The sequence below is a fragment of the Arthrobacter sp. 05T47 genome (assembly GCF_056395825.1).
Map to the genome: position 1 here is coordinate 1 of NZ_JBFTKG010000045.1, position 26,062 is coordinate 26,062.

The 26,062-nt window shown below is 67.6% G+C and carries 26 protein-coding genes, 1 tRNA gene and 1 other RNA gene; 16 read left to right on the forward strand and 12 right to left on the reverse strand.

All coding sequences use genetic code 11. The annotated features are described in order from the left end of the window. The first annotated feature begins 353 nt into the window (after nucleotides 1–353). Complete coding sequence (locus tag AC1DEY_RS20565) at nucleotides 354–1,022, forward strand: alpha/beta fold hydrolase (protein ID WP_476869591.1); 669 nt, start codon at nucleotides 354–356, stop codon at nucleotides 1,020–1,022. 6 nt (nucleotides 1,023–1,028) lie between these two features. On the opposite strand, the gene AC1DEY_RS20570 is transcribed toward AC1DEY_RS20565, so the two are convergent. After that, nucleotides 1,029–1,712, reverse strand: a complete 684-nt coding sequence (locus AC1DEY_RS20570; RefSeq protein ID WP_476869592.1) for a DNA alkylation repair protein — start codon at nucleotides 1,710–1,712, stop codon at nucleotides 1,029–1,031. 157 nt (nucleotides 1,713–1,869) lie between these two features. Here AC1DEY_RS20570 and AC1DEY_RS20575 point away from each other — a divergent pair, with 157 nt between their 5' ends. Further along, entirely contained in the window at nucleotides 1,870–2,286 is a 417-nt protein-coding gene (locus AC1DEY_RS20575; RefSeq protein WP_476869593.1) for an SRPBCC family protein, read from the forward strand. A gap of 68 nt (nucleotides 2,287–2,354) precedes the next feature. Here AC1DEY_RS20575 and AC1DEY_RS20580 read toward each other — a convergent pair whose 3' ends face one another. Both AC1DEY_RS20580 and AC1DEY_RS20585 read right to left on the reverse strand, forming a co-directional pair. Next, a complete protein-coding gene (locus AC1DEY_RS20580) occupies nucleotides 2,355–3,758 on the reverse strand; it encodes a sensor histidine kinase (RefSeq protein WP_476869594.1) in 1,404 nt (467 codons plus the stop codon). Between the two features lie 23 nt (nucleotides 3,759–3,781). Further along, entirely contained in the window at nucleotides 3,782–4,465 is a 684-nt protein-coding gene (locus AC1DEY_RS20585) for a response regulator transcription factor (protein WP_476869595.1), read from the reverse strand. A 132-nt stretch (nucleotides 4,466–4,597) separates the two neighbouring features. On the opposite strand from AC1DEY_RS20585, the gene AC1DEY_RS20590 reads away from it, so the two are divergent. Then, nucleotides 4,598–5,029, forward strand: a complete 432-nt coding sequence (locus AC1DEY_RS20590) for a hypothetical protein (RefSeq protein WP_476869596.1) — start codon at nucleotides 4,598–4,600, stop codon at nucleotides 5,027–5,029. 72 nt (nucleotides 5,030–5,101) lie between these two features. Continuing rightward, entirely contained in the window at nucleotides 5,102–5,746 is a 645-nt protein-coding gene (locus AC1DEY_RS20595) for a TetR/AcrR family transcriptional regulator (protein ID WP_441408033.1), read from the forward strand. A gap of 62 nt (nucleotides 5,747–5,808) precedes the next feature. On the opposite strand, the gene AC1DEY_RS20600 is transcribed toward AC1DEY_RS20595, so the two are convergent. Together AC1DEY_RS20600 and AC1DEY_RS20605 are read right to left on the reverse strand one after the other, a co-directional pair. After that, nucleotides 5,809–6,486 (reverse strand): LytR C-terminal domain-containing protein, encoded by a 678-nt coding sequence (locus tag AC1DEY_RS20600; protein ID WP_476869597.1) that lies wholly within the window; start codon nucleotides 6,484–6,486, stop codon nucleotides 5,809–5,811. Further along, the gene (locus AC1DEY_RS20605) at nucleotides 6,479–6,778 is read right to left on the reverse strand and encodes a type II toxin-antitoxin system VapB family antitoxin (RefSeq protein ID WP_476869612.1); all 300 of its coding nucleotides are present in this window, start codon (nucleotides 6,776–6,778) and stop codon (nucleotides 6,479–6,481) included. The genes AC1DEY_RS20600 and AC1DEY_RS20605 overlap by 8 nt, the downstream gene beginning before the upstream one ends. Nucleotides 6,779–6,953: 175 nt before the next feature. On the opposite strand from AC1DEY_RS20605, the gene AC1DEY_RS20610 reads away from it, so the two are divergent. Both AC1DEY_RS20610 and AC1DEY_RS20615 read left to right on the forward strand, forming a co-directional pair. Further along, on the forward strand, nucleotides 6,954–7,868 hold the full coding sequence (locus AC1DEY_RS20610) for a hypothetical protein (protein WP_476869598.1): 915 nt from the start codon (nucleotides 6,954–6,956) through the stop codon (nucleotides 7,866–7,868). 120 nt (nucleotides 7,869–7,988) lie between these two features. After that, complete coding sequence (locus tag AC1DEY_RS20615) at nucleotides 7,989–9,623, forward strand: stealth family protein (RefSeq protein WP_476869599.1); 1,635 nt, start codon at nucleotides 7,989–7,991, stop codon at nucleotides 9,621–9,623. 86 nt (nucleotides 9,624–9,709) lie between these two features. Here AC1DEY_RS20615 and AC1DEY_RS20620 read toward each other — a convergent pair whose 3' ends face one another. From AC1DEY_RS20620 to AC1DEY_RS20635, 4 genes are all read right to left on the reverse strand, one after another. Further along, nucleotides 9,710–10,651, reverse strand: coding sequence for a phosphodiesterase (locus tag AC1DEY_RS20620; RefSeq protein ID WP_476869600.1), 942 nt, complete (start codon nucleotides 10,649–10,651; stop codon nucleotides 9,710–9,712). A 238-nt stretch (nucleotides 10,652–10,889) separates the two neighbouring features. Beyond that, nucleotides 10,890–12,101 (reverse strand): formaldehyde dehydrogenase, glutathione-independent, encoded by a 1,212-nt coding sequence (fdhA, locus tag AC1DEY_RS20625; RefSeq protein WP_476869601.1) that lies wholly within the window; start codon nucleotides 12,099–12,101, stop codon nucleotides 10,890–10,892. A 216-nt stretch (nucleotides 12,102–12,317) separates the two neighbouring features. Beyond that, a complete protein-coding gene (locus tag AC1DEY_RS20630; RefSeq protein ID WP_476869602.1) occupies nucleotides 12,318–12,803 on the reverse strand; it encodes a glutathione peroxidase in 486 nt (161 codons plus the stop codon). Nucleotides 12,804–12,981: 178 nt separating this feature from the next. After that, nucleotides 12,982–14,400 (reverse strand): M23 family metallopeptidase, encoded by a 1,419-nt coding sequence (locus AC1DEY_RS20635; protein ID WP_476869603.1) that lies wholly within the window; start codon nucleotides 14,398–14,400, stop codon nucleotides 12,982–12,984. Nucleotides 14,401–14,685: 285 nt separating this feature from the next. Between AC1DEY_RS20635 and AC1DEY_RS20640 the strand changes: the two genes are divergently transcribed. Continuing rightward, a complete protein-coding gene (locus AC1DEY_RS20640) occupies nucleotides 14,686–15,597 on the forward strand; it encodes an oxygenase MpaB family protein (RefSeq protein WP_476869604.1) in 912 nt (303 codons plus the stop codon). Nucleotides 15,598–15,752: 155 nt separating this feature from the next. On the opposite strand, the gene AC1DEY_RS20645 is transcribed toward AC1DEY_RS20640, so the two are convergent. Further along, nucleotides 15,753–15,837 (reverse strand) — tRNA-Ser (locus AC1DEY_RS20645). A gap of 595 nt (nucleotides 15,838–16,432) precedes the next feature. Here AC1DEY_RS20645 and ffs point away from each other — a divergent pair. From ffs to AC1DEY_RS20670, 5 genes are all read left to right on the forward strand, one after another. After that, nucleotides 16,433–16,529: signal recognition particle sRNA small type (gene ffs / locus AC1DEY_RS20650), an RNA gene on the forward strand. Between the two features lie 27 nt (nucleotides 16,530–16,556). Continuing rightward, complete coding sequence (locus AC1DEY_RS20655; RefSeq protein ID WP_476869605.1) at nucleotides 16,557–19,646, forward strand: DNA polymerase III subunit gamma and tau; 3,090 nt, start codon at nucleotides 16,557–16,559, stop codon at nucleotides 19,644–19,646. A 51-nt stretch (nucleotides 19,647–19,697) separates the two neighbouring features. Further along, complete coding sequence (gene recR, locus AC1DEY_RS20660; protein ID WP_090579574.1) at nucleotides 19,698–20,297, forward strand: recombination mediator RecR; 600 nt, start codon at nucleotides 19,698–19,700, stop codon at nucleotides 20,295–20,297. Nucleotides 20,298–20,358: 61 nt separating this feature from the next. Next, nucleotides 20,359–21,348 (forward strand): GNAT family N-acetyltransferase, encoded by a 990-nt coding sequence (locus AC1DEY_RS20665; RefSeq protein ID WP_476869613.1) that lies wholly within the window; start codon nucleotides 20,359–20,361, stop codon nucleotides 21,346–21,348. Between the two features lie 77 nt (nucleotides 21,349–21,425). Continuing rightward, nucleotides 21,426–22,784: an aspartate kinase gene (locus tag AC1DEY_RS20670; protein WP_476869606.1), complete on the forward strand. Its 1,359-nt coding sequence runs from the start codon at nucleotides 21,426–21,428 to the stop codon at nucleotides 22,782–22,784. A 121-nt stretch (nucleotides 22,785–22,905) separates the two neighbouring features. Here AC1DEY_RS20670 and AC1DEY_RS20675 read toward each other — a convergent pair whose 3' ends face one another. Both AC1DEY_RS20675 and AC1DEY_RS20680 read right to left on the reverse strand, forming a co-directional pair. Further along, nucleotides 22,906–23,100, reverse strand: a complete 195-nt coding sequence (locus tag AC1DEY_RS20675; protein WP_476869607.1) for a hypothetical protein — start codon at nucleotides 23,098–23,100, stop codon at nucleotides 22,906–22,908. Between the two features lie 143 nt (nucleotides 23,101–23,243). Beyond that, the gene (locus AC1DEY_RS20680; protein ID WP_441408046.1) at nucleotides 23,244–23,468 is read right to left on the reverse strand and encodes a hypothetical protein; all 225 of its coding nucleotides are present in this window, start codon (nucleotides 23,466–23,468) and stop codon (nucleotides 23,244–23,246) included. Nucleotides 23,469–23,547: 79 nt separating this feature from the next. Between AC1DEY_RS20680 and AC1DEY_RS20685 the strand changes: the two genes are divergently transcribed. The 4 genes from AC1DEY_RS20685 to AC1DEY_RS20700 are packed head-to-tail and all read left to right on the forward strand — an operon-like array spanning nucleotide 23,548 to nucleotide 26,031. Continuing rightward, on the forward strand, nucleotides 23,548–24,048 hold the full coding sequence (locus AC1DEY_RS20685) for a MarR family winged helix-turn-helix transcriptional regulator (RefSeq protein WP_476869608.1): 501 nt from the start codon (nucleotides 23,548–23,550) through the stop codon (nucleotides 24,046–24,048). 27 nt (nucleotides 24,049–24,075) lie between these two features. Beyond that, nucleotides 24,076–24,666: an SSI family serine proteinase inhibitor gene (locus AC1DEY_RS20690; protein WP_476869609.1), complete on the forward strand. Its 591-nt coding sequence runs from the start codon at nucleotides 24,076–24,078 to the stop codon at nucleotides 24,664–24,666. A 4-nt stretch (nucleotides 24,667–24,670) separates the two neighbouring features. After that, entirely contained in the window at nucleotides 24,671–25,642 is a 972-nt protein-coding gene (locus AC1DEY_RS20695) for a 3-methyladenine DNA glycosylase (RefSeq protein ID WP_476869610.1), read from the forward strand. After that, on the forward strand, nucleotides 25,639–26,031 hold the full coding sequence (locus tag AC1DEY_RS20700; RefSeq protein WP_476869611.1) for a serine protease inhibitor: 393 nt from the start codon (nucleotides 25,639–25,641) through the stop codon (nucleotides 26,029–26,031). The genes AC1DEY_RS20695 and AC1DEY_RS20700 overlap by 4 nt, the downstream gene beginning before the upstream one ends. Nucleotides 26,032–26,062 lie beyond the last annotated feature (31 nt).

Consider the following 26,062-nt stretch of genomic DNA (forward strand, 5'->3'; position numbering starts at 1 on the left):
GGCATCGAGTCCGCCGACGAGCCGCTCGGCAACGGCGCGGGTGTCCTCCGTGCCGTTCTCCGCGGCATCCACTAGCTGGCGTTGAAGGTCGATGACGTACTGTCCGAGTTCCATGAACACCATGGTGACACCAGAGTGGTGTCACGTCAAGCATTTGTGGTGTCACTTGTTGCGGGATGTGCGTCCCCGCTGCGGGCAGAGTCGATTGCAGGGTGCCGGTGTCCCTCTGAACGGGGTAAGAATGGGGAGATGAGATCGGCGTTGAAACGAAATCGGTCCAATGGACGCCGCATGCTGGTCCGGGACCTGGGTCCCGCCGTCGGCGTTTGCCTCGGCGTTTGGCTGGTACTGCAGTGAGCGCGTTCGTGCTGGTACCGGGAGCGGGCGGCTCAGCCTGGTACTGGAGCCGCGTCGTTCCTTTGCTTCAGCAGGCCGGCCACGAAGCCCTGGCGGTCGATCTGCCCGGCGACGATGAAGGCGCGGGGCTCCCTGAGTACGCCCGGCTGGTTCTCGAAGCCATCGGCGGGCGCCGCGACGTGGTCCTCGTTGCCCAGTCGCTGGGTGGCTTCACCGCCCCGCTCGTGTGCGAAAGGGCTTCTGTCAGAGGCCTCGTCCTGGTGAATGCGATGATCCCCGTACCGGGCGAGACCCCCGGCTCCTGGTGGGACGACACCGGCTGGGCCGCAGCGCAGCAAGACGCTGCGAAGGCCCACGGGTACAGCACCGAGTTCGACGCAGACACCTACTTCCTGCACGATGTCCCGCCGGAGGTCGCGGCCGAAGGGGCMCCGTATCARCGCCCGGAAGCAAACGCTGTCTTCGAATCGGTATGCGACTTTACGGGCTGGCCCGATATCCCCACGAGTGTACTTGCCGGGGAGGCAGACCGGTTCTTTCCRSTGGATTTCCAGCGACGGATCGCCCGCGAACGCCTCCRCGTGGAGCCTGACGTCGTGCCCGGCGGGCACCTCATCGCCCTGGCAAACCCCGACGGCGTGGCCRACTACCTGCTGCGGCGTTGAACCTTCTTACGTGTCCTGCTGGCGGCGCACCATCTCGGTGATCCAGATAGGCGCGAAGGGAGAGGTGCAGTTCGGCGGTGTCGGGTAGTCCTTGAGCACCTCCAGGCGCTCACCGATGTCGAGCGCACGGGCGCGGTGCCCGGCGTGCTCGATCCCGATCTGGGCCAGGCAGTGGTTCATCGCCCACTGCAGGCGATCCGGGGCGTCTTTCATCTCCGCCTCGATGACATCCAGCAGTCCTGCGAGGTCGAGGTCCCCGGGCTCCTTCGCCACGCGYTCGGTGGTCAGCGCCCAGCCRGCACTCGCGACCACMGGATCCGGATCCGCGGACCAGGCGMCGCGCAGCGCTTCSGCGTGCGGGTTCTTCTTCACCACGTAGTTCACGAGCCAGTCGTGGACCTTGGGGATGCGCGCCTCGCGCACCATGGCGTCCAGTTCGTCACGCTCGAASGCCTTCGGGCGGCAGAYCAGGATGGCCAGGAGTCTCGCCGCMGTGTCATCGGTCTTCCAGAGCTGCCKGGCGAGTTCCTGCTGGGTCTTCAGCCGCTTCGCGACCGCGCGCAGTTTGCTGAGGTTCACMCCGTGGTCGTCCCCGTGTCTCTCGTTCACCGCGCGKGCCCGCGGGTCCTCGAGCGCGGCCAGCTCGGCCATTACCYCGGCCACCGTCGTCTCCGTCAGCGTCTCCGCCATCTCAGCCTCCTGTCCGTCACGTGTGGATTCAGCCTACGACGGACCTCGGCCTCCTGACGCCACCGTCACGCCTACCATCGAGCCGTCCGCCATCGCAGAKTGGCCGGTGCCCGCCYTTGCCCCCAGCTGTTCACCRKCGCMCRGTACCCTGTGGYCCATGGCACCCCTTGAGGCCCAAAGCCTGATCAATGCCCGGGGCTCCACCGTCTGGGAGATCATCACSGATTCGGGCAACTTCGCGGTGTGGCCATCCGGCATCRCGGAAGTGACGGGCGAGCTCCGSAACGGAGGAACCATCCGGGTCCGCACCCGGCATGCTGGCAGCACGAGCGTCCGCCTCCGGGTTGAACAGATCCCCGGCGAGGTCATGACCTGGACGTGGGGCATCCTGCCACGGCTCGGGGCGTTCAGGCGCACTTTTGTCTTGACGCCCCKGGACGCCATGACRCTCCTGGCAGTCAGGGAYGARATCARCGGTCCGCTGCGGSCCTTYATCCTCTCCCCCTTCGGCGCCGAGGAAGACCTGGCCKGGTTCGTGGCGGCCGTCAAACAGCGTGCCGAAATCCTCGGATAACGCGTCCGACGGCGGGCGGCCRGCTTCCGCCCGGCCGCTCCGRCATCAGGGTGGACCCGCYKGTGAYCTTAGGCTGATCTGAACGTCACGCAGGCGTCCAGGCCGGCGGTTCCTGTTCCGGTTYCGGGYGTTCYGGGYGTTCCGGGCGTTCCGGGYGTTCTGGGCGACAGCGAAGCRTCGGCGCCGCTGGCCCGGGCCAGCTGGTGCACGATGGACAATCCGAGGCCGCTGCCCTCGCCGCTTTGWGACCCACGCCAGAACCGGCTGAAGGCCCGGTGGCAGTCCTCCAGGGACAGGCCCGGCCCCTCGTCCAGRATGTGCAGTTCGATGATGCCTGGCTGTTCACCGTGGGARACCACGAGCTGGATCAGCGACCCCGGCGGGGCGACGGCAAGGGCGTTATCGATCAAATTGTCGATGATCTGTTCAGCGGCCCCGGGCAGGACCAGGACGTCCGCTGCCGGCGGGCCGTCCAGGCTCAGGCGCACGCCTGTCTCCTCCGCGAGCGCTTCCCATTGYTCCTTGCGGGCCTTCGCCACGGCGACGAGATCCGTGGTWAMAGGGACAGCGGAGTTGCCTTCAGCCTTGCTGAGCAACAGCAGGCCATCGATGATGCGCTGCAGGCGGTARGTCTCCTCCAGGGAGGCTGCCACCATGCTTCGGCCGGCTTCAGGGTSGGTCGGGATTGTGTCGACCGCGTTCTCGAGCCTCAGCCGCAGCCCCGTCAATGGGGTGCGGAGCTGGTGGGAGGCATCGGAGGCGAAGCCGCGTTGCTGCTCGAGCAGGTCCTTGAGCCGGTCTGCCATGCGGTTGAAGGATCCCGCCAAGGCCTTGAGTTCGGGCGCTCCCCCTTCRTCGGTGCGGGTGTCCAGGTTCCCGCYRGCGAGGAGCTCCGTGGCGGTCCGCAGCCKCTGGAGTCGYCTGGTCACGGCACCGGCCATGACGTAGGCCAGGATGCCGGCGAGCAAAACCGTGGTTCCGGCGACGGTCCAGATGGTCCGCAGCTGCCCGTTCACCTGCTCGGCCACCACTGAGGCAGGGTAGGTCAGGCGGACGACGCCGGAAATCTTCTCACCGCTGAGGACGGGGACCGCGACGTAGAGCAGATCCAGGCCGAGTGTCTGGGAATACCGTTGCCCGGCGTTGATCTGCCCGGCCAGTGCGGCGGCAATTTCGGGCCGTGAACTGTAKGGCGATCCGGTGGCGGCCTGGTCGTCATCCGAGGTCGCCACKGCCGTCCCGGCGGCRTCGACRATCACCACCCGGGCGCCGCCCGCCTCGCCGTACCGGCGCACGTCGGCGGCCACCTCCGGAGACASGGGGCCGCCGGCCCKCAACGCATCGCCGGCCCTTCCRGCCARCAGGAACGCRTCGCGTTCCAGGGAGGTGGTCAGKCGCTCACGCTCAACGCGGACCAGATAGTTCCCCAGCGGAATGTCCTGCACCAGGACCACCAGCAAAGTGRTGAGCATGAACGCACCAATCAGCCTCCATCTCATCCAGGCACCCCAAGCCTGAACCCGACGCCCCGGACCGCCTCGATCCAGCCGGGATCACCGAGCTTCTTGCGGATCCCCGCTATGTGGGCATCCACCGTCTTYGTGGTCCCGTACCAGTCCCCGTCCCACACGGCGCGAAGGATTTCACGCCGCTCGAACACCGCGCCCGGCTCCGYCGCAAGGAAGTACAGGAGGTCAAACTCCTTTGCCGTCAGATAAACCTCGGCGCCGTCGAGGACCACGCGGCGGGACCGCTGGTCAATGCTCAGGCCGCCGATGTTCCTRCTCAGTACCGACCCGGTCCGGCCGTCCGGGAGCCGCTCGTCGGAGCGGCGGGCCACTGCMCGGATCCTGGCGATAAGTTCCCGCATCCCGAACGGCTTGACCAGATAGTCATCGGCGCCCAGTTCCAACGCCAGCACCCGGTCGATCTCCTCGTCCCGTGCACTGACCACGATGATCGGGATGGCGGTCAATGCACGAATTCCACGGCACACATCGGTTCCGTCCATGTCCGGCAATCCCAGATCCAGGAGCACAAAATCCGGGCTGGCCGTACGGACCACRTCCAGGGCCTGGCCGCCCGTTCCGACGTGGCTGGCCCCGAAGCCGGCGCGGCCCAGCCCTTCAAGGACTCCGGCGGCCACCGATTCGTCATCCTCYACTACCAGGATCTGCATACCTGATTATGTTCCTGCCCACTGCAATTCGCGGGGCAATCCACGCGGTTTGGCCGACCGTGTGCGCAAACTTGGACAGATCTTGGATTTCCCGAAGACCTGTCCTTTCCGTTGAATTCCTAGGGTTGAGTCATGAAAACAAAAACAATCATCGTCCTCACCACCGCGGGGATCCTCCTCACCGGATCAGCGGCCCTCGCAGTCAACGTTCAGACCCTGAACGGCCCGCAGCCCGGGTCGACTTCCCCTGCCAATACCGTGCTTCTGCCGCAGAACTCCACCAGCGCCACCAGCGCCACGTCCGCGTCCCCSGCGTCGACGCCCAGCCCTTCGACCACCGTCGAAGACCGAAGCCCGGCACCTTCGCCGAGCCCTTCGGCCAGCGATGACCGGTCCCGCCACACTTCCGTCCCCACCAGCCCTCCCGCGCCCGACGACCGGACCACCGCCCGCTCCCCCGTCCCGGTACCGGCTCCCCCCCGGGCCAGCGAACCAGGGGATGACCACGGCGGCCACGGCAAATCCGAGCCCGGTGACGACAAGCATTCAGGGAGCGATGACTGAGACGAGCCGCGAAGGCCGTGTCACAGTCCACCACCCGCCTGATTTAGTGACAGATCGCGCTAAAGTGTCCGTATGCCTAGGATTTCGGCCGCGAGCAACGCCGCCCAACGTGCCGAGACCCAGCGCCGCATCCTGACCGCTTTCGGGGAACTCCTCTTCACCCACGGGCTGCCCGGCCTGACCATGACSGACGTCGCGCGCCACGCCCGGATCGGCCGTACCGCCGTCTACAACTACTACGCAGACATCGAAGAGCTCCTTATCGCCTACGCACTGGACGAGACGGAGCGGTTCCTGCTMGATCTGCGCGAATCGCTCGAGGCACTGGAGAACCCGGTGGAACGGCTGGCCGTCTACGTCCGGGCCCAAGTGGAGGACCTGAGCCGGCGCCACCTGCCGCCSGGGCCGGCCATGGCGGCAGTGCTTTCGCCGTCGTCGTTCGCCAAGCTCGCCGACCACGTGGGCGAGCTCAGTGTGCTCCTGCGGGGGATCCTGCGCGACGGCATGGCCCAGGGCTACCTTCCCGAGTCGGACATCGCCCAGCTCGCCCAGCTCATCCACGGCACGCTCTCCTCGAGTGCTGCCCGGGGCGACGGGGCCGGCCAAGATGCCGAGGCGGAGGCGCGGGTCGCCCGGACAGTGCGGTTCATCCAGCTGGGAGCCGGGGCCAGGTTCGACGACGCCGGCCGCCCCGTCCGCGGGGCAGCCAGCAGCTAGCCGCCGACAGCTGGGTTGCGGTACCGGCCCCCCACTACCTGCGGAGCGCCGGACGAGCGCGGCTAGCCCGCGGTGGGTGTCGCCGTCGGCGAGAGGGGCACCGTGGAGTCATCGACGATCCGCCGCTCCTCGCGAGGGCAGCTGAGCCGGCCCGGCGTCTGGTCCACGAGTTCCGGTTTGGCCAGTTCCTTGAAGTCGSCRGTAATGATGACGTCCACGCTCGGGTCCGTGCGGCCGTCCTGGAAATAGTCCGAACCCGGCACATTGCGCTGGACGCTGAAGGCAGCCGACTGTCCGGCGGCACCGGAGACGACCAGCGCCACGCCGCGGTAGCTCGACGTCGTGTTCGAGATGGCGCCGACAATGAATTTCCGGGCGGCGAGCTGGTCGGCGACGCTCCGCGCCAGGCCCGGACGGCTCGTGGAGTTGTAGACGTTGACGTTGACCTTCTCCGGCGGGGTGTAGTCGTACGTGGCCGCCGGGCATACCGAGACCGCAGCCTTGCTCCGCTCCGCCACGGGAAGCTTGATCTGGCCGTTCATGATGGCAACGGCCACGATTATCGCCGCCGCAAGCAGGCCCACAAGCATCACCAGGACAACGCCATGCACGATCCTGCGGCGCAGCCGGACSGGGTTGTCCTCCGTATTTTCCTGCTCTACGAACGTGGCCCGCAGCTCGGAGCCACTGACCACGCGGTGCCCGTGCAGGACGGTGATGTCTCGCGGCTTCCTAGCCATTTATCACGAGGACCCGAGCGTGGATTGCGGTGCGCTGGTGCAGCGCGGTGCGGACCGCCCGGTGCAGGCCGTCTTCAAGGTAGAGGACGCCGCGGTATTCCACGACGTGCGGAAACAGGTCACCGAAGAACGTGGAGTCCTCGGCCAGCAGGGCCTCAAGGTCCAGCGTGCGTTTCGTGGTCACCAGTTCATCGAGCCGGACAGGGCGCGGCGGCAGGGAGGCCCAGTCCTTGGGCGTGGTGTAACCATGGTCGGGGTACGGGCGTCCCTCGCCCACAGCTTTGAATATCACCATGCCAGCCTATGGAACTTGGCCGCCCGAAGGAATCACTGTCCACGGGCGGCGTGAGGTTGTGGCCAAACGGTAACCATTTGTCACACGGCCGCCACCGCTCGCATCCGGCGCCAGGCCGGCGATCTTCTGCACAGTTCACGCAAAGGCCCCGGGCGACTGTCAGAATAGCCATATGACTTCACCCGAGACTGCCCCTGTTCTGTCGCCGTCGGCCCCTCTGCTGGCGCTGCTGCTCGACGTCGACGGTCCGATCGCGAGCCCGGTCACCCGCGATGTGCAGCCCGGAATCATCGCGGACCTCCTGGCCCTGGCCGCCGCCGGSGTGCCGGTCATCTTCAACACGGGCCGGTCGGATGCGTTCATCCGCGAGCAGGTCATGGACCCGATGATCGCCGCCGGCATGCCCGCCGGMACGCTCATCCACGCCATCTGCGAGAAGGGTGCCGTCTGGTTCAGCTACACCGCGGAGGGCCCCGGCCCGGTCCACGTGGATCACGAGCTCGCCATCCCGCAGGCCTTCGGCGACGACGTCCGCCGCCTGGTGGCCGAGGACTACTCCGCSCACATGTTCTACGACGAAACCAAGCGCGCCATGGTCTCCGTGGAGCAGCACATTGCCGTCGCCAACCCGGACTACCGGGCCGAGCAGGAACTCTTCGACGCCGACGCCATGGGCCTGATGTCRCGGCACGGACTCGGCGTGGTGCGGCTGGACCACCACGTCCCCGATTCTGATGACCAGGTCGATTTCCGCGTCGATCCGACCATCATCTCCACCGACATCGAGTCGGTGCGGCTGGGCAAGGACCTGGGCGCGAGCCGSGCKGTGGAGTTCCTGGCCGCACAGGGCATCACGCCGCAGGCCTGGCGGACGGTGGGCGATTCCCGCACCGACTACGCCATGGCCGACTGGCTGCACCACAACGACCACGCCGTGAAGCACGTGGATGTCCGGCCCGCGGACGGCATCCCGGTGAAACCCTACGAGGTTCTCACCGCCGCCGATCTGGGGCTCGGCGAGGACGTGATCCACGACGACGCCGGTGCCGCCTTCCTGCACCACTGGCTGGCCGTCGTCACCGGCTGAGGCCCGTTCCGCCGTCGGTTCCGCCGGCTCGTTTGCCGGCGCCTTCTGACGTCACATTCCGCCGTCACACACGCCAGGCCGCGGCCGGTTTTCCGCAACAATTTTGAGGCCCGCGTTATCATGCAAGTAGACGCCAACGCACTCAAAGAAACGGGAGATCCAGACATCACCGACGCAGCGATCCAAGACGAGATTTACTATGGCAGCCAGGCATCCGCGGACGCCCACGCCGAGATCACGTCGGCGGCCGCCGTCGCCAGAYTCCGGACCCGCTCCGACGTTGTCCGCCACCGCGGCCGTTTCGCRCTGATCAACGAGAACCGCACGCCGTTCCAGGCCATGGTAGAGGACCTGATGTTCCTGCGTTCCGTCCTGGCCGACGCCAGCATCAGCTACCTGCTGGTCCGCGGCAACAACCACCGCCCGGTCGTGGCAGTCGACTGGAAAGACCGCAAAGAACTCCGCCACGCCCTCGTGGAGGCGTGCCGCAACGAGCCGTTCTACTCCATGAGCGTGGACGCCAAGAAGAAGTCCTCCGTRCTGGTGGCCGACGGCGAGCTTTCGCCGAACCGCCAGGCCCGGATCTTCCGGCTGTACCGGCCCAGGGTGGAGCCGGAAGGCGGTCTTGAGTTCGGCGCTTCCGCCGGCGTGCAGCTGGAACTCTGGAGCTTCGAGGGCGACCAGCTGATCCTGCCGATCGAGAACTCCCTGACGCGCCGCACCATGCTGGCCCAGGATGCCGTGCGCGGCACGGTGGAACGCTACGGCCACACCTGGCCCACCATCGAGAACATGTTCGCGGACCATGCCAGCGACATCAGCTTCGACGTCGACCTCGTGTTCTCGTGGGTTGACGGCAGCTCCCCGGAGTACATCGCGGCCCGCCGCGCGCGCATGGCCGGCGTGGTGGTGGGCGAGGGAGATGACCACGAGGCCCGCTTCCGCCAGATCGATGAGCTCAAGTACGCCCTGCGCTCGATCTACATGTTTGCGCCGTGGATCCGCCGGATCTTCATCGCCACCGATTCCCCCACGCCCTCGTGGCTGGCGGACCACCCGGGCGTGACGATCGTCCGCAGCGAAGAGTTCTTCGCCGACCCTGAGGTGCTGCCGACGCACAACTCGCAGGCCGTGGAATGCCAGTTGCACCACATCGAGGGGCTCTCCGAGCACTTCCTGTATTCCAACGACGACATGTTCTTTGGCCGCGCGGTCGGGCCGGACATGTTCTTCACCCCGGGCGGGATTACGAAGTTCATTGAGGCCGAGACGCGGATCGGGCTGGGCGACAACGACGCCGAACGCAGCGGCTTTGAGAACGCCGCCCGGGTGAACCGCAAGCTGCTCTGGAACCGCTTCGGCCGGATCACCACCCGGCACCTGGAGCACACGGCGGCGCCGCTGCGGCGCAGCGTGGTGGAACAGATGGAACAGGAGTTCCCGGCCGAGTTCGCCAAGACCGCCGCGAGCAGGTTCCGGGCCGCGGACAACATCTCCGTGACCAACTCGTTTTACCACTACTACGCGCTGCTCACCGGCCGGGCCGTAACCCAGACCGCGGCCAGGGTGAAATACGTGGACACCACGGCGCGGGCCGGCCTGAACTACCTGCCCAAGCTCCTGGCCAAGCGGAACATGGACTTCTTCTGCCTCAACGACGGCAGCTTCCCGGAGGTCCCGGCGGAAGAGCGGGCCGAACTGGTCACGGGGTTCCTGGAGAAGTACTACCCGATCAAGGCGCCCTGGGAGAAGTAACGTTCCGTGACCAGGTCACGGAACTGTCCCGGGTCTCAATTCAGGGTGCGACTCAATTCAGAGTGCGACTCAATTCAGGGTGTGACTCAATTCAGGGTGGTGAACCGGCGGTGCGCCGGCGTGCGGGACGGCGCCTCGAGCTTGGCCTTCTCCGGGATGACGATCCCCGCGGCCGAGAGCCGGCGCTGGACTTCCTCGGGAGAGACAAGCTCGCCGACTACCGGCGTGTCGCCGAGCAGCGCCACGGAGTGCACGATCGTGTGCTCGTAGACGTGGACCAGGTTGAACGCCTGGCCGCCGTCCCGGCCACGGGTGCCGCCCACGGGAACGTTTAGATCCTGGGTGTAGCAGGTGGCTGAGGCCACGGACACGGGGATGCCCGCGAACGTTGCGGTGGTCGAGTAGTGTAGGTGGCCGCCCAGGATGGCGCGGACATCGGAGTTGCGCAGCACGCCGGCGAGCGCCGACTGGCCCCGGAGCTCAACGAGCACGGCAAGATCCAGCACGGAGGGCACCGGCGGGTGGTGCAGGGCAAGGATGGTCCCGTCCGGGGCGGGGGTGGCCAGTTCGGCGGCGAGCCAGTCCAGCTGGTCCTGGCTCAATTCGCCATGGTGGAAGCCGGGAACGGAGGTGTCCAGGGTGATGATGCGCAGCCCGTTGACGAAGTAGCTGTGGTCCACCGGCGCGTCATTGTCGGCCTGGTCCAGGAGCCCGGCGCGGAAATTGGCCCTGTCGTCGTGGTTGCCCATCGCCCAGATGACCTTCGCCCCGAGGGCCTTGCAGGCCGGATCAACGATCGCGCGGAGCTTGGCGTAGGCTTCCGGTTCCCCCAGGTCAGCCAGGTCGCCGGTGAAGATCACGGCTTCGGGGCGGGCACCGGAGGCGTGGACCTCGTCGAAGAGTTGCCTGAGCAGGGCTTCGCTGTCCACGACGCCGTGCAACGGTTGCGGACCCCCCAGCAAGTGGGGGTCACTCAGGTGAAGTAGGAAATGACGTGGCCGGGGGTGTTCGGCCTCGATGCGCTCCATTGCTGCCTTCTTGGTTGGGTGGAAGCGGTGCTCCCAGGGTCCCTCTCAGTAAGAACTATCCAATCAGACATTAGGCAAACAATGTTAAAACTGGGACAGGCATATTGGAAAAATGGGCATTAACAGGTGGCGCACCCTCACATGCTCCTGCCGGCATATGCGGGCCGCCACCGCCCGGCGGCGCACTCCGAATCCCCACGTCAGCGGGGACGGGCAGCTCCGCCGGGCCGGCCTTCCGCTAGCTGAGGTAGCCGTTCGGGTTAAGCACGAACTTGGTCGCCGCGCCGGCGTCGAATTCTGCGTAACCTTTGGGCGCATCTTCCAGGGCAATGGCCTTCGCGTTGACGTTCTTGGCGATATGGACCTTGTCGTGCAGGATCGCCATCATCAACTGCCGGTTGTACTTCATGACCGGACACTGTCCCGTGGTGAAGCTGAGCGACTTTGCCCAGCCCGTTCCGAGGCTGAGGGACAGCGAGCCTTTCTGAGCCGCCTCATCTATGCCGCCCGGGTCCCCTGTGACGTAGAGCCCGGGAATGCCCAGGGCTCCGCCGGCGGCCGTGACTTCCATTAGGGAGTTCAGCACCGTGGCCGGTGCTTCCTGCGCTCCGGCACCGTGGCCCTTGGCCTCGAATCCCACAGCATCAACGCCGCAGTCGACTTCCGGGACGCCGAGGAGCTGCTCGATTTGCTCCGCCGGGCCGCCCTTGCTCAGGTCGACGGTCTCGCAGCCGAAGCTGCGTGCCTGGGCCAGCCGGTCCGCGTTCAGGTCCCCGACAATCACGACGGCGGCACCCAGCAGCTGGGCGCTGGTCGCCGCCGCCAGGCCCACGGGTCCCGCGCCGGCGACATACACGGTGGAACCGACGCCGACGCCCGCGGTGACCGCGCCGTGGAATCCGGTCGGGAAAATGTCCGAGAGCATGGCCAGGTCCATGATTTTTTCGAGGGCCCGGTCCTTGTCCGGGAATTTCAGGAGATTCCAGTCGGCGTACGGCACCAGGACGTAGTTGGCCTGGCCGCCCACCCAGCCGCCCATGTCCACATACCCGTAGGCGCTTCCCGGCCGGTCGGGGTTGACGTTCAGGCAGATGCCTGTCTTGCGTTCCTTGCAGTTCCGGCAGCGTCCGCAGGCGATGTTGAACGGAACGGAGCAGATGTCCCCCACCTTGATGAATTCAACGTCCGGGCCCACTTCCACCACTTCGCCGGTGATCTCGTGCCCAAGCACCAGGTCCGCGGGGGCCGTGGTGCGCCCCCGGACCATGTGCTGGTCCGAGCCGCAGATGTTCGTGGCTACGGTCTTGATGATGGCGCCGTGGCGCACCTGCCGGCCCACGTTGGCGGGGTTGACCCCCGGACCATCCTTGAGTTCAAAGCTGGGGTAGTCAATGTCGATCAGTTCGACTTTTCCCGGCCCCTTGTAGGCAACGGCCTTGTTCCCTGTCATCTCGTTCCTCCTGCTTTCACGGGCCGCACGCGGGGCCCTGATGTGATTGACGAAGTTCTTTGATGCGCCCTCCGCAGGGACACCTCGGCTGGACCGCCGACCGGCCGCCGTCAAGGATGACTAGGCCGCGGGTATGCCCGGATTGGTGGAGGGTTCGGCCAGTCTAGACGCTAAGCATGCTTAGGGATAGTGGCTTCAGGGACTGGGCGAACGGGCCTACTTCAGGGCAGCCTCAACAGCTTCGATGATTTCCGGCGCGTCCGGCTCCACGGTGGGCGCAAAGCGGGCGATGACCTCGCCGTCGCGGTTCACGAGGAATTTCTCGAAGTTCCACTTCACCAGGCCGGGAAGGATTCCGTTCTTGAACTTGGTGAGCTCCGCGTAGAGCGGGTGCTGGTTCTTTCCCCGGACGTTGGCCTTGGCTGTCAGCGGGAAGGTCACGCCGAAATTACGCTGGCAGAACTCGGCGATCTCGGCGTCGCCGGCGGGCTCCTGCCCCGCGAACTGGTTGCAGGGGACGCCGAGGACCTGGAACCCTTGTTCGCGGAATTTGTTGTGCAGCGCCTCGAGTCCTGAGTACTGGGGCGTGAAACCGCACTGGGACGCCACGTTGACCACCAGCACCACCTCTCCCTTGAAGCGGCCAAAGTCGGTCTCGGTGCCGTCGATGAGGGTCAGGGGGATGGAGTGCAGGGCTGTCATGGGGCGTGTCCTCGCGATGTCTGTGGTCTGGAGCAATTGTCCGGAACTGGTCACTTCCATTATTCGTCACCGAGGCGCGACTGTATGGGTAGGCATCGCAGAGGGGCCGCGCGGGGGCGCCCGGATGCCGTCGAGGACGGGCGTGCCTGCCTCCCTGCCGGGGAGGACCTCGTGGTGGCTAGTGGATCGACGTTGCTGTCGGCGTTGCCTTAGGCGTTGCCGTGGGCGACTTTGTTGTGGCCGTCTTCGTGGCCGTCTTCGTGGCCGTCGACCGGCTGGCAGCCTCGGTCGCCGTCGCAGAGGCCGTCGCCTTCGCGGGTGCAGACATGGTGACTGATGGCACTGCGGCCACCGGAGGGGTCGGCTTGGCGGCGGCCGTTGCCGACGGGGTTGGAGTTGGCGTGGGTGTCGGGGTTGGTGTCGGGGTTGGTGTCGGGGTTGGTGTCGGCTTSGGAGTCGTCGCCTTCGTTGCGGTGGCGGAGGGCGTTGCCGACGGCGTCGGCGTCGGCGTCGCAGTCGGGGTGGCGGGTCCCGTAGGCGCGGCAGATCCGGTCGGCGATGCGGAGGGCGATGCCGTCGGCGTCGGCGTCGCGGAAACGGTGCCTGTCGGCGTCGGTGTGGCCGAAGCGGTTGGCTTAGCCGTGGGCGATGGTTTGCCGGATGGCTTGTTGGCCGCGGCTTCGGTGGCTGCCGCGGAGGCACTCGCGGACGGCTTGGCGGCCACCGCGGCAGGCTGTTCCTGAACGCCGCCGGCCACCACGTGGGTCAGGTCCTCGCGGACAGGGATCGCCCAGCCAATCCCCGCGTTGGTTTCCTTACCGGCGTCGGGCGCGTAGCTGGTCATTTCTATCGGCCCGAGTTGGTCCACCTGCTTGATCGGGAGCCACGTCCAGTCCCTCGGATCGGTGTGGGAGCCGTTGAGGATCGTTTCGAAATGAAGGTGGCAGCCTGTGGAGGAACCGGTGGTCCCCACCCGGGCAATGACCTCCCCCACCCGCACGGAGTCTCCCTTGTGGACCGCAATCGCCTCCAGGTGGTTGTACGTGGTGATGAGACCGTTGCCATGGTCGATTTCCACCCGGTTGCCGCCGCCCCACGGATGCCACCCGACGGCCCTCACCACACCGGCGTCGGCCGCGTAGACCCGGGTGCCGCAGGGCGCCGCGAAGTCCTGGCCCCAGTGGAATTCGCCCGCGACCCCCGTCAGCGGGCTGGTGCGAAGCCCAAACGGGGACGACGGCACCAGCGATTCCAGCGGTGCCATGAGGAAACCAGCCGCGGGCCGGCTCAGCGACGCCGAGGCCACATTGAGCTCGCCGCCGACGCCTTCACGGTTTACCGTGCCCACCGTGGTCCTGCTGAAGGCCAGGAGCGCCTGGGCATCCGCAGTGACGGCCCCCGGGGTCCCCGCGGACCCCGCGGCATTCGTGGCGCCGGTGGCGGCCAGCGGGTCCAGGGTTTCAGGTCCCACGGCTCCGGACGGCTGCATGGTCGCGGTCGCAATGACGGCGGAGGCCCCGTAGGGCGCTTGTGCGCTCAGCCCCTGAAAGCCGCCGAACGCAAGAACGGCCAGGGACAGGCAAAGACCCCCGGACACACAGCGCGCGGCAATAGTCCGTGCCCTGACTGCCTGCTCACTCGATGAGTTTCCCCAGTGTTTTCCCACGATGTGACTCCCGCAATATGTCCGCCAGACCCCAATCTTCACGGACCCATCTCCCTATGTGACCACAGACGGCCGGGTCTGTGAACCGTCAGCGCGCCCCTTTTGCGGCACCAATCCGCAATCCCCGGATGCCCCCAGTAACCGGCCCGCGGCGACCCAGTAGTCCCTCGCGAAATTGCAGGTGTCCAGCGGCCCGGAGCCGGGTAAGAATGAATCATGCGCAACGTCCTCGGCGAATGGCAGGCCGAACTCAAAGAAGCACTCACCGGGACGCGTGATGCGGTGCCCGAGTGGGTGCCGCACCTCGCGGAGGGGGATGACGCCGGTTACCACCTGCCGGGCTCGGCAGTCTGGGCCGTGCATGGGGACATGCCCACCATCGTGGCGGGGATCCGGGCACTGCTGATGCAGGCGCTCCACCCCGGCGCGCTGGCCGGCGTCCACGATCACTCCCGCTTCCGCGAAGACCCCCTGGGCCGGCTGGCGCGCACGATCCGATGGATCTTCACCGTCTCCTATGGCTCCACGGATGCGGCCCGGGCTGCGTCGGACTGGGTCATCCGGCTCCACCGCACCGTGCGCGGAGAATTCGTGGATGGACACGGCATCCGCCGCAGTTATGCCGCCAACGATCCCGAGCTGCTCCGCTGGGTTCACATTGCCTTCACGGACGCCTTCCTCTCCACCCACAAGCTGTGGGGGCAGCCGATTCCCGGCGGACCTGACGCCTACGTGCGCGAGTGGGCCCAGGCCGGCCGGCTGATGGGTGTGGAGGCCCCTCCGCTGAGTGAGGCGGAAATGCGGCAGCAGCTGGACCGCTGGTACGACGACGGCGAGCTCCGCTGCGACGAACGGGTCACTGAAACGGTGGCATTCATCCGCAACCCGCCCCTCCACCCCGCGCTCAGGCCGGGCTACCGGGTGCTGTTCGCCGCCGCCGTGACCAGCCTTGAACCCCGATACCGCGAGCTCCTGGGCCTGCACACCGCGAGGCTGGGCCCGATTCCCCTGCCGGTAACCCTGGCCACGCGGGTCACGCTCCGGGTGGTGCATCTGGCCCTGGGCCGGGTGGGTCCGAGCGAGCAGGCCGCCCGGGCCCGCCTGCGCCGGCTGGGCTACCGGGCCTGACGAGGTGGCCGGGCGGGGCCAGGGTTGGGTGGCGGGGCGGGCCCTGAGCTGGACGCCGGCTTCCGGGCCGGGCTGCCGCAGGCCTGGCCTGGCCTGGTGCAAGGCGAGGGTGCCAAGACGCAAAAAGGCCCCGGTCCGAGGACCGGGGCCAACCGCGGAGAATGGGGGATTTGAACCCCCGAGGGCGTTAACCCAACACGCGTTCCAGGCGTGCGCCATAGGCCGCTAGGCGAATTCTCCAGTAGCTTTTGAATCAAAAGCAGATACTAGAATACCTGAACTTTCCAGCATCGCCCAATTGAGCCCTCCCGGTCCCCGTTGGCCCCCTCCGGGGACATGCCCCGCAGCCGGCGCGAGAGCTGGACATAATCCCATCCTGCCCGCCCCTGCCCGCGAAAAATGAGCATGCCCCCCGCTGTTTGCCCCCACCACCGGACATGCCCCCCACGCCCACCGCGGGACATGTTCCTCGGCCCACAGGGGGCTGGACACGATCCCAACCCGCCCAGTCCTAACCGCGAAAAATGGGCATGTCCCCTGCGGCACACCTCTCGGAGTGGACGTGCCCCGCGGCCCACACGAGGGCTGGACATATTCCCAATCCGCCCAGTCCCAACCGCGAAAAATGGGCATGTCCCCTGCGGCTCTCCCCCGTCACCGGACATGTCCCGCCGCCGCACGCCCCCACGACCGGACATGCCCCGCGGCCCACACGAGGGCTGGACATGATCCCAATGCGCCCAGTCCTAACCGTGAAAAATGGGTATGTCCCCCCGGGGAAGACGGGCAGGGCCGGGCCGATTCGAGGCACACCCAAACGTCAGGTAATATTGCTGACGGCCCCTCATGTGGCGTCATCCTGTTGAACTCCCCCAGGACCGGAAGGTAGCAAGGGTAAACGGGCTCTGGCGGGTGCATGAGGGGTCTTTTATGTCTGTGCCGATTGGTAGGGTTTATCTGTGACTGTTACTACCGCCCTATACCGTCGATACCGCCCCGATTCGTTCGCGGACGTTATCGGGCAGGAGCACGTCACCGAGCCTCTCATGACGGCCCTGCGCAAGAACCGCGTCAACCACGCCTACCTCTTTTCCGGCCCCCGCGGCTGCGGCAAAACCACGTCGGCCCGCATCCTGGCGCGCTGCCTGAACTGCGCCGAAGGCCCTACCGACACCCCYTGCGGCRAGTGCCCCAGCTGCGTGGAACTTGCCCGYGGCGGTTCGGGCTCCCTCGATGTCATTGAGATTGACGCCGCCAGCCACGGCGGCGTGGACGACGCCCGCGACCTCCGCGAGCGGGCCACCTACGCCCCGGTCCGGGACCGCTACAAGATCTTCATCATCGACGAGGCCCACATGGTCACCTCGGCCGGGTTCAACGCCCTCCTCAAGATCGTCGAAGAGCCACCGGAACATATCAAGTTCATCTTCGCCACCACGGAGCCGGACAAGGTCATCGGCACCATCCGCTCCCGCACGCACCACTACCCCTTCCGGCTGGTGCCGCCGGAGCCCCTCATGGCGTACCTGGAACTGCTCTGCACCCAGGAAAACGTGCCCGTGGCGCCTGGCGTGCTCTCGCTCGTCATCCGCGCGGGCGGCGGTTCCGTGCGCGACTCCCTCTCCGTGCTGGACCAGCTCATGGCCGGCGCCGGACCCAACGGCCTGGACTACGAGCTCGCGGTCGCCCTCCTGGGCTACACGCACGCTTCCCTGCTGGACGACGTCGTCGAGGCCGTCGCCGCATCGGATTCCGCCACCGTCTTCCGCGCGGTGGACCGCGTCATCCAGACCGGGCACGATCCCCGGCGCTTCGTCGAAGACCTGCTGGAACGCTTCCGCGACCTCATCATCGTCCAGGCGATGCCGGAAAGCGCGCAGTCGATCCTCCGCGGCATGCCGGCGGACCAGATCGCGCGGCTGCAGAACCAGGCGCACAACCTCGGGGCTTCCGAACTCTCCCGCGCCGCGGATGTCACCAATACCGCGCTCACGGACATGACCGGGGCCACGTCGCCGCGCCTGCATCTGGAACTGCTGTGCGCCCGCATCCTGCTGCCCAGCTCCGAACAGTCAGAGCGCGGCATCGCGGCCCGGATCGACCGCGTTGAGCGGCGTTTGAACTACGCCGGGAACGACGTCGGAGCTCCACTCGCCGGCGCTCCCGCACCTGCCGCCGTCTCGCCTGAGCACCCTGGACAGACCGCTTCTCCACTGCCGCCTGCGGCGCACATGCCCGACACGGCTTCGCACCCGGCACCTGCCGCCGCAGCCGTCGCCGCCACATCCACGCCGCCCCGGGCCGAGCAGCCGCCGGCCACTGCCCCTGTGTCGGCGCCGCCCGCTCGGCGGGACGAGCCTGTCCGGGAACCGCTCACGGCACCCCGGGTCAGCACCAGCGACTGGCCCGTGGACGAACCCGCGGCCGCCGGCAGGCCAGCGCCCGCCCAGGCCCGGGCCACCCCGGCTCCGTCAACGGCCTCCGCGCCAACCGCCAGCCCGGACGTCGAGCCCGCACGGGCGGCCGCGCCCGAGCCGGCACCGCAGGCGCCCGTCCGTTCCGAGCCGGCTCCGGCCGCAACGGCGCCCGTCGCTGCCCCAAGCCCAGCTCCCGCTGCTTCCGGCTCTGGAGCCGATGTGGAGGTTTTGCGGCGTGCCTGGCCCGAGATCCTGCAAACGCTCACCAAGATCAAGCGGAGCACCTGGGCGCTGGTGGAACCCAATGCACAGGTGGGCCATTTCGAAGACCACGTCCTGACCCTCGCGTTCACCACCACAGGGTTGGCGGGTGCGTTCGGCCGGGCCGACCACGCCGAGAACCTCCGCCAGGCGATCCACAAGACGATCGGCATCGATTGCCAGATCCGTGCCGTGGCCGGCGGCAGCAACAGCCCAGCGAGCGCTGAGCCAAACCCAAAAGCTCCGGCTAGCCAGGACGCCCCGGCGGCCCCGGCAACACAGGCAACCTCGCCGACGTCGGCCGACGTTGCGTGGGGCCTGAGCCCGGCCCCCCAGCCGCGGGAGTCTGCGGCCAACGCAACGGCTGACACCGCCCCGACCGCTGCGCCGGCACTGGCACCGGCCCAGAAGCAGCCTGCCCCCGGCCCCACGGACACCGCCCCGGCACCGCAGCCCGGGGAGCCTGCCGCCACCAACGCGTCCGCAGCGGAAGTGCAGGCGCCTGCTCCTGCAGCCAAAACCCCGCTCCGCGCGGCTGAGCCGGCTGTCGAAGCGGCCAGCCTGGCGGAGGATTCAGGCTCCTATGCCGACCCTGACGATGACTGGGGACCGCCGCGGGATGAGGACGCCCCGCCGCTGGACGAAGAGCCACCGATGGATTGGGATCCGTCACCCGCCGCCGCGCCGCGCCGCCCCGAGCCGGCGGCAGCGGCTCCAGTCCGCAAGTCCCCGTCCGCCTCGGCAGCCAAGGCCGCAGGCTCCCCCGCCGGGAAGCCAACCGCAGGCCAGGACACGTCGGCTGACGCATGGGCCCGCGCCGTCGAGGAGTCACCGGGCGTCTGGACCGTCGGCACGGATTCGAACCTCGGCACGTACTCAACGGCGGACGCAGAGCCCGCGGCACCCGAGCCTGAGCCGGCGCCCGTGTTCTACGAGCCGGCGGCTGCACAGATCCCGGAGTACGCCGGCGTCGTGTCCGCACCGTCCGGACAGACCTCCGAGCACGCTTCCCGCGCGGACGCGGCCCCGGCGCCGGCCGCTCCGGCCGCTGCCGTACCGCGCGTGGCTGCAAGTGCCGTTGCCGCTGCTCCTGCTCCGCCGTCTGCCGTCCCCGAGGTTGCTGCCATGGCGGGAAGGCAAAGCCTGTACCAACGGCTGTCGAACAGCCCCGAGGCCGAGGCCGGACGGGCGAAAGCCCCCACCCGCGCAGCTGCCGCAGCCACCGCGTACGTTCAGGACATCCCGAGCGCCGACGACGAAACCATCGAGGAATCGGGAGTCTTCGGCCGCGCCGCCGTCGAGCGTATTCTGGGCGGGAAACTGGTGGAGGAGCGCTCCCTGGATGGAAGCCCGCTGCCGCCCCGCTTCTAGCAAACCCCCTGCCGGCTGGCCCCGGCCCCACTCCAAACGAACGAGGACATTGTGTACGAAGGCGCAGTTCAAGAGCTGATCGACGAGCTCGGACGCCTTCCCGGGGTTGGGCCCAAGTCGGCCCAACGGCTGGCCTTCCACATCCTGGAGGCGGATCCCCAGGACATGAAACGCCTCGTCGATGCCATCACCACCGTGAAGGAACGGGTCAAGTTCTGCACGGTGTGCGGCAACGTGACGGAGCAGGAACTGTGCAACATCTGCCGCGACCCGCGCCGGGATCCCTCCGTGATCTGCGTCGTCGAGGAATCAAAGGACGTCCTGGCAGTGGAGCGCACCCGGTCGTTCCGAGGCAGGTACCACGTGCTGGGCGGGGCGATTAATCCAATCGCCGGCATCGGTCCGGAACAGCTCCGGATCCGAGAGTTGCTCACCCGCCTCAACGACGGCGCCATCCAGGAAATCATCATCGCCACCGACCCCAACCTGGAGGGCGAGGCCACGGCGACGTATCTTGCCAGGATGCTCAAGTCGATTGGCATCGCGGTCACCCGGCTCGCCTCCGGCCTGCCCGTGGGCGGGGACCTGGAATACGCTGACGAAGTTACGCTCGGCAGGGCCTTCGAGGGCCGCCGTAACGCGCTGAGCTGACGGGCTCTTGGCAGTTTCCGGCAGCGGCGCCCCTGCCCCACTCCTCACCGAGCGGCTGCTGTTGCGTCCGCTAACAGCGGACGACGCCGGCGCCCTCCTTCAGTTCCGCGGTCACGCCCAAGCCACCCGGTATCTTTCCCACGGGCCACTGACCCCGGAGCAGAACAGCGCCCGACTCCAACAGGCGCTTTCCGCGGCGGCGGCCTCCACTGCCGAGTGGTTTCACTTCGGCTGGGCGATCGAGCTCCGGGCCACGGGTGAGGTCGTCGGGGACGGCCGGACCTGGAACGCGCAGGAGCCCCCGGCGCCCGGCCGGATTCCCGCAAAGGCAGCCAGCCTCGGCTACGTGCTGCACCCGGATCATCACGGGCTCGGGCTGGGCCGGGAGGCCGCCGGCGCCCTGGTCGACTGGCTTTTCCATACCCGCGGCAGCGAGACCATATTCGCGGGGTCTACGAGCCGAATCTTCCTTCGCGCAGGCTGTTGGAGGGCCTGGGCTTCCGGAAGGACCGCTATTTCCCCGTTGCCGAGGACACGGCGGGAAAACAACTGCCTTCGTGGCGCTACCGGCTGGACCGCGGCTAGGACCTGCCGGACATGCCCCGTGCCTGCGACAGCCCATGGACATGTCCCGCGGCCACCCCCAGGACCACCGGACATGTCCCGCACTCACACCACCAACCACTGGACATGTCCCGGGTCCGGGGCGAGGAACGGGCACAATGCCCTGATGCCCACCCCTGGCCGCCAAGAATGGGCATGTCCCGCGCTCACGGACCACCACGTTGTCTACCCTAGACACCCACCCTCCCGCACCACCGGACATGTCCCGCGACCGCACCCCTTACCACCGTCCATGTCCAGCACTCGCGCCGAGGAATGGGCACAATGCCCTGATGCCCACCCCAGGCCGCCAAGAATGAGCATGTCCCGCAGAACGGGAGGGCATGTTCACTCCCGGCATTCAGCGCGGGGCATGTCCGGGGTGAAGCCCGGCAAGGCATGTCTAGCATTCGGTCACAATTCAACGGGGCASGGGMSGCGGCGATAAACTGGGAGAAGAAGTTACGCCGTCGCGCCATTTGGTTGCCTGGCCCAGAACCCCGATGATCCAGTGAGGGTGCGCGAATGAGTTTGCCCACAACCGAAGTCCAGCCCGGATCGCAGCCGCAGACGCTGCCCGTCTCGGCCGCCACCACCAAGCACCTTGTCGTGAAGAAATTCGGCGGTTCCTCGGTGGCGGACGCGGAGGGCATCAAGCGCGTCGCACGCCGGGTGGTGGATGCCCAGAACGCCGGCGACGAGGTCGTTGTGGTGGTCTCCGCCATGGGCGACACCACCGATGAGCTCCTTGACCTCGCCGGGCAGGTGACCGATTCCGCGCCCGCCCGCGAAATGGACATGCTCCTTTCCGCCGGCGAACGCATCTCCATGGCGCTGCTGGCCATGGCCATCAACAAGTTCGGCGCCTCGGCCCAGTCCTTCACCGGGTCCCAGGCCGGCATGATCACCGACGGCATCCACGGCAAAGCCCGGATCATCGCCGTCGACCCGCACCGCATCCGCACCGCCCTGGACAAGGGGCACATCGCGATTGTGGCCGGATTCCAGGGTATGAGCCACACCACGAACGAGATCACCACGCTCGGGCGCGGTGGTTCGGACACGACGGCGGTGGCCCTCGCCGCGGCGCTCGAGGCCGATGTGTGCGAGATTTTCACCGAYGTCGACGGCGTCTACACGGCCGACCCGCGCGTCGTCGCGTCCGCGAAGAAGATCGACCGCATCTCCAGCGAGGAAATGCTGGAACTGGCGGCATCCGGCGCGAAGATCCTGCACCTGCGCTGCGTCGAGTATGCCCGCCGCTTCGGTGTACCGTTGCACGTCCGTTCCTCATTCAGCCAGAATGAAGGCACCTGGGTCCTGCCCGGCGCCGATGACAAGATTACGACTCAAGAGGGAGTTGCCTTGGAGCAGCCAATCATCTCCGGCGTTGCACACGACCGTTCCGAAGCCAAGGTCACGGTTGTCGGCGTACCGGACATCCCCGGCAAGGCTGCGGCGATTTTCCAGGTCATCGCGGACGCCCACTCGAACATCGACATGATCGTCCAGAACGTCTCCACCCACGGCACGGGCCGGACGGACATCTCCTTCACGCTCCCGATCGTCGARGGCGCCGAGGCCCTGGCKGCCCTGCACGCCGCGCAGGAKCGGATCGGCTTCGAGAGCATCGAATACAACGAGAAGATCGGCAAGCTGTCGCTGATCGGCGCCGGCATGCGYTCCCACCCGGGGGTGTCCGCACGCTTCTTCGCMGCCCTCTCCGAGGCSGGCATCAACATCAACATGATCTCCACCTCGGAGATCCGGATCTCCGTGGTCACCCACGCGGACCTACTCGACGACGCCGTCCGCGCCATCCACAGGGCGTTCGACCTCGACAGCGAGGACGAGGCCACGGTCTACGGCGGCACCGGCCGCTAAACAGTCGCCAAGGGGCCGGCACAAACAAACCGGCGGCGCACCCGGGCGGGCCCCGGCCGCACAAGAGACGCACAGAGATGGAGAAGGGAGCGGCGCCTGCCGCTCCCTTCTCTATCTCTTCTCAGACCTCTTCTTTCCAGAGGTCCGTCTTCCGGACTGCATAGTGGTGTCCGTGCGAGTCCGTCTCGACCTCAAAACCTGCCAGGTCATCGTCGGAGGCGTGCTCGAAGTCGTCATGCCGGTGGACAACAGGCGCCGCGGTGTCGCCCCGGTTTGCCGGTCCGAACAGAAGCCTCAGCTTGTCGGTCGCGTTCATGAATCGCCTGACCGCTTGTGTCACTGGTCCCACCCCCTTTCCTCGTCCCGGGTGGTTCAGGAAGCTGCACAGCGGTGTGTCAGTGCCCTCATTTTACGCCCGGACGTGCGAAATGGCCCGGGTGGGTGCCGTGGAAAAAGGGCCTACCGCAGGGACTTGTCGTCCGGGTTCCGGGGCACCACATAGGTGCTGCCGTCGGGCCGGTGCAAGGTCTCCCACTGTTCGGTCTCGGCCTGCCGCATCGCCAGCAGCCGCCGGTTCGTCTCGGTCATCTCGTGACCGAGCGAACTGCGGTTGGCCGGGCCGAAGACGGCCCGGAACTTTCCGGTGGCCCGCATGAACCTCTCGACGGCGTTTTCCTTGGCCATGGCTATCCTTTCCTGGGAACAAGACAATGCTCCCAGTGTACGCTAATCATTAGTGCACTAATCATCCGAAGGAGCCGGTGTGACCGAAAGAACCCCAACAACCCAAGCAGCGCAGGACTCACAGGCAGAGCGGGACGACCTCCTTCTGGAGCAGCAGCTCTGCTTCGCCCTGACCGTGGCCTCCCGCAGCGTCGTAGGCGCCTACAAACCCGTCCTGGACACGCTCGGCCTGACCCACCCGCAGTACCTCGTCATGTTGTGCCTCTGGGAAGCGAGCCCACGGTCGGTCCGCGACATCAGCGACGCCCTGGCCCAGGAGCCTGCAACCATCTCGCCCCTGCTGCGCCGCCTTGAAACTGCCGGATTCATCACCCGCCAGCGGATGGAGGGCAACGAGCGCACCCTCGATGTCCGGCTGACGCCCCGCGGTGCCGCCCTTCGAGAGCAGGCCACCGCCGTCCCGGGCATCATGATGGCCCGGCTGGGCCTGACGCGGGAACAGGTCGGAGAGCTGCACGCGACCATGATGGACCTGATCGCCGCCACACGCCCGGGCCCGGATGAGGTGCCCCGGCGGTAGACTGGGCAAAACAGAGGAGGACTGCTGATGCGTACGCAATCGGGCCGCCCGGCACTTGTCCTGGCGGCCGTCCTGATGGCCGTCGCCGGCTTGACCGCCTGCACACCGAACAGCGGGCCCAGCCCCTCCCCCTCTCCCAGCACGACGACGGGCACCCCTTCCGCGTCGCCCTCCCCCTCGCCAACGGCGCCGTCCGGCTCCCCTTCGCCGGAAACAGAAACGACGTCCCCGGCACCGTCACCCTCCGCAGTCCCTCTGCCGTCCGGCCCCGGACAGGGCAACGCCGAGCTCGCCATCATGATCAAGCCGTCCGAAACCGCCGCCGCGACCAACTTCACCCTCGTCTGCCAGAACGGGGTTCCCGCGGCCGAAAGCCAGCACCCGAACCCGGCCGCGGCSTGCATCGCCATCAAGAACAACCCGGCCATCCTCAGCCCGGTTCCGGCCGGCAAGGACCGGACCTGCACCCAGCAATACGGTGGCCCGCAGGTGGCGACCGTCACCGGCGTCGTGGACGGTCACCCGGTTCAGGCAACMTTCAGCTTGAAAGACGGCTGCGAAATCGCCGCCTGGAACGCCGCCAAGGACGTCCTGGGCTCATCCGGCGGGAAGAGCTAGGCCCTTGCATCTCCAGCAGGAAGAATGGCTGCCGCGCCAGGCCGCCCACCAGCAGCGCGTCCGCCGCTACGCGGACCCCTACCTCGAGCGGCGCTCCGCCGGGCGGAAGCACCCGGTGGAGGACTTCCTCTTCACCTACTACACCCAGAAGCCCGGACAGCTGCTGCGCTGGCATCCGGGCGCCGGCGTCGYGCTCTCCGGCCCCGAGGCAGCGGCGYGGACCGGCTGGAAGTACTACCGGGCGGCCGACGACGCCGAACGCGCCGCAGCCGGGCTGCCGGCGGACTCGCCGGCGGTGACTGTCGACGTCGGYGCCTTCCTGCGGGAACGCCGGGAGGCACTGCAGTTCGCGGGGATCATCCTCGCCGGGACCGCCGCGCGTCCGGCGCAGTTCGGCTGCTTCGGGCTGCACGAGTGGGCYATGGTCTACCGGCAGGACAAGTTCGACCTCCGGCACGAGTACCTGCAGCTGCGGCTGGGGTCCGGGCGCACCGACGAAGTGGTGGAGGAAAACCGGATCCGGTGTTCGCATTTTGACGCCTTCCGTTTCTACACGCCGGACGCTGTTCCGCTCAACAGCCTGGTGCCCAGCAGGGAGAACCAGAGAACCCTGGAGCAGCCCGGCTGCCTGCACGCCAACATGGACCTSTACAAGTGGGCCTACAAGCTTTCCCCGCTGCTGCCCAGCGAAATTGTCATGGACTGCTTCGAACTCTCGTGGCGGATCCGGGCCATGGACATGCAGGCCTCCCCCTACGACCTTGCCGACTGGGGATATCCGGCCATCCGGATTGAAACACCGGACGGCAAGGCCGAGTACGTTGAAYACCAGCGGGCGTTCGCGGCCGAGTCGCAGCGGCTCCGGGAACGGCTGCTGCAGGAGCTGACTCCCCTGCTCAAAGCCGCCGCCATGACCGGCCCCGCGACCGGAGACCGGCATCCGGCGCCGGACAACACCGCGAAGGGACCGTCATGACCGACACCGCCAGCCCGCAAGACGCCGCGCAGGACCGCAGCGACGTGGACCTGACCGTCCGCCTCACGGAGGCTCCCGGCGGCCCCGAGTACATGTTCCGGCTGAAAGCCGGCGACGGCGGCCCCTCCGCCGCCTCCACCCTGCCGGACCCGGCTGCTGCCCTGGATGCCGTCCGGCGCCACGGCGAGGCCATCTTCTTCCCCCAACCGGGTCCGCCGCGACTTTGCACGCAGCAATACGGCGGTCCGCAGACCGCCATCGTGACCGGCTGGTACCTTGGCCGCCAGGTCAACAGCCGCTTCAGCCGGACCGACGGCTGCGAGATCGCCCGCTGGCGCGCCCTGGCGCCGCTGCTCGGCGGCACTGCGGGGAGCACGGGCGCCATCTGACTCTTCAGCCGGCACTGACGCGCCGTTGCCG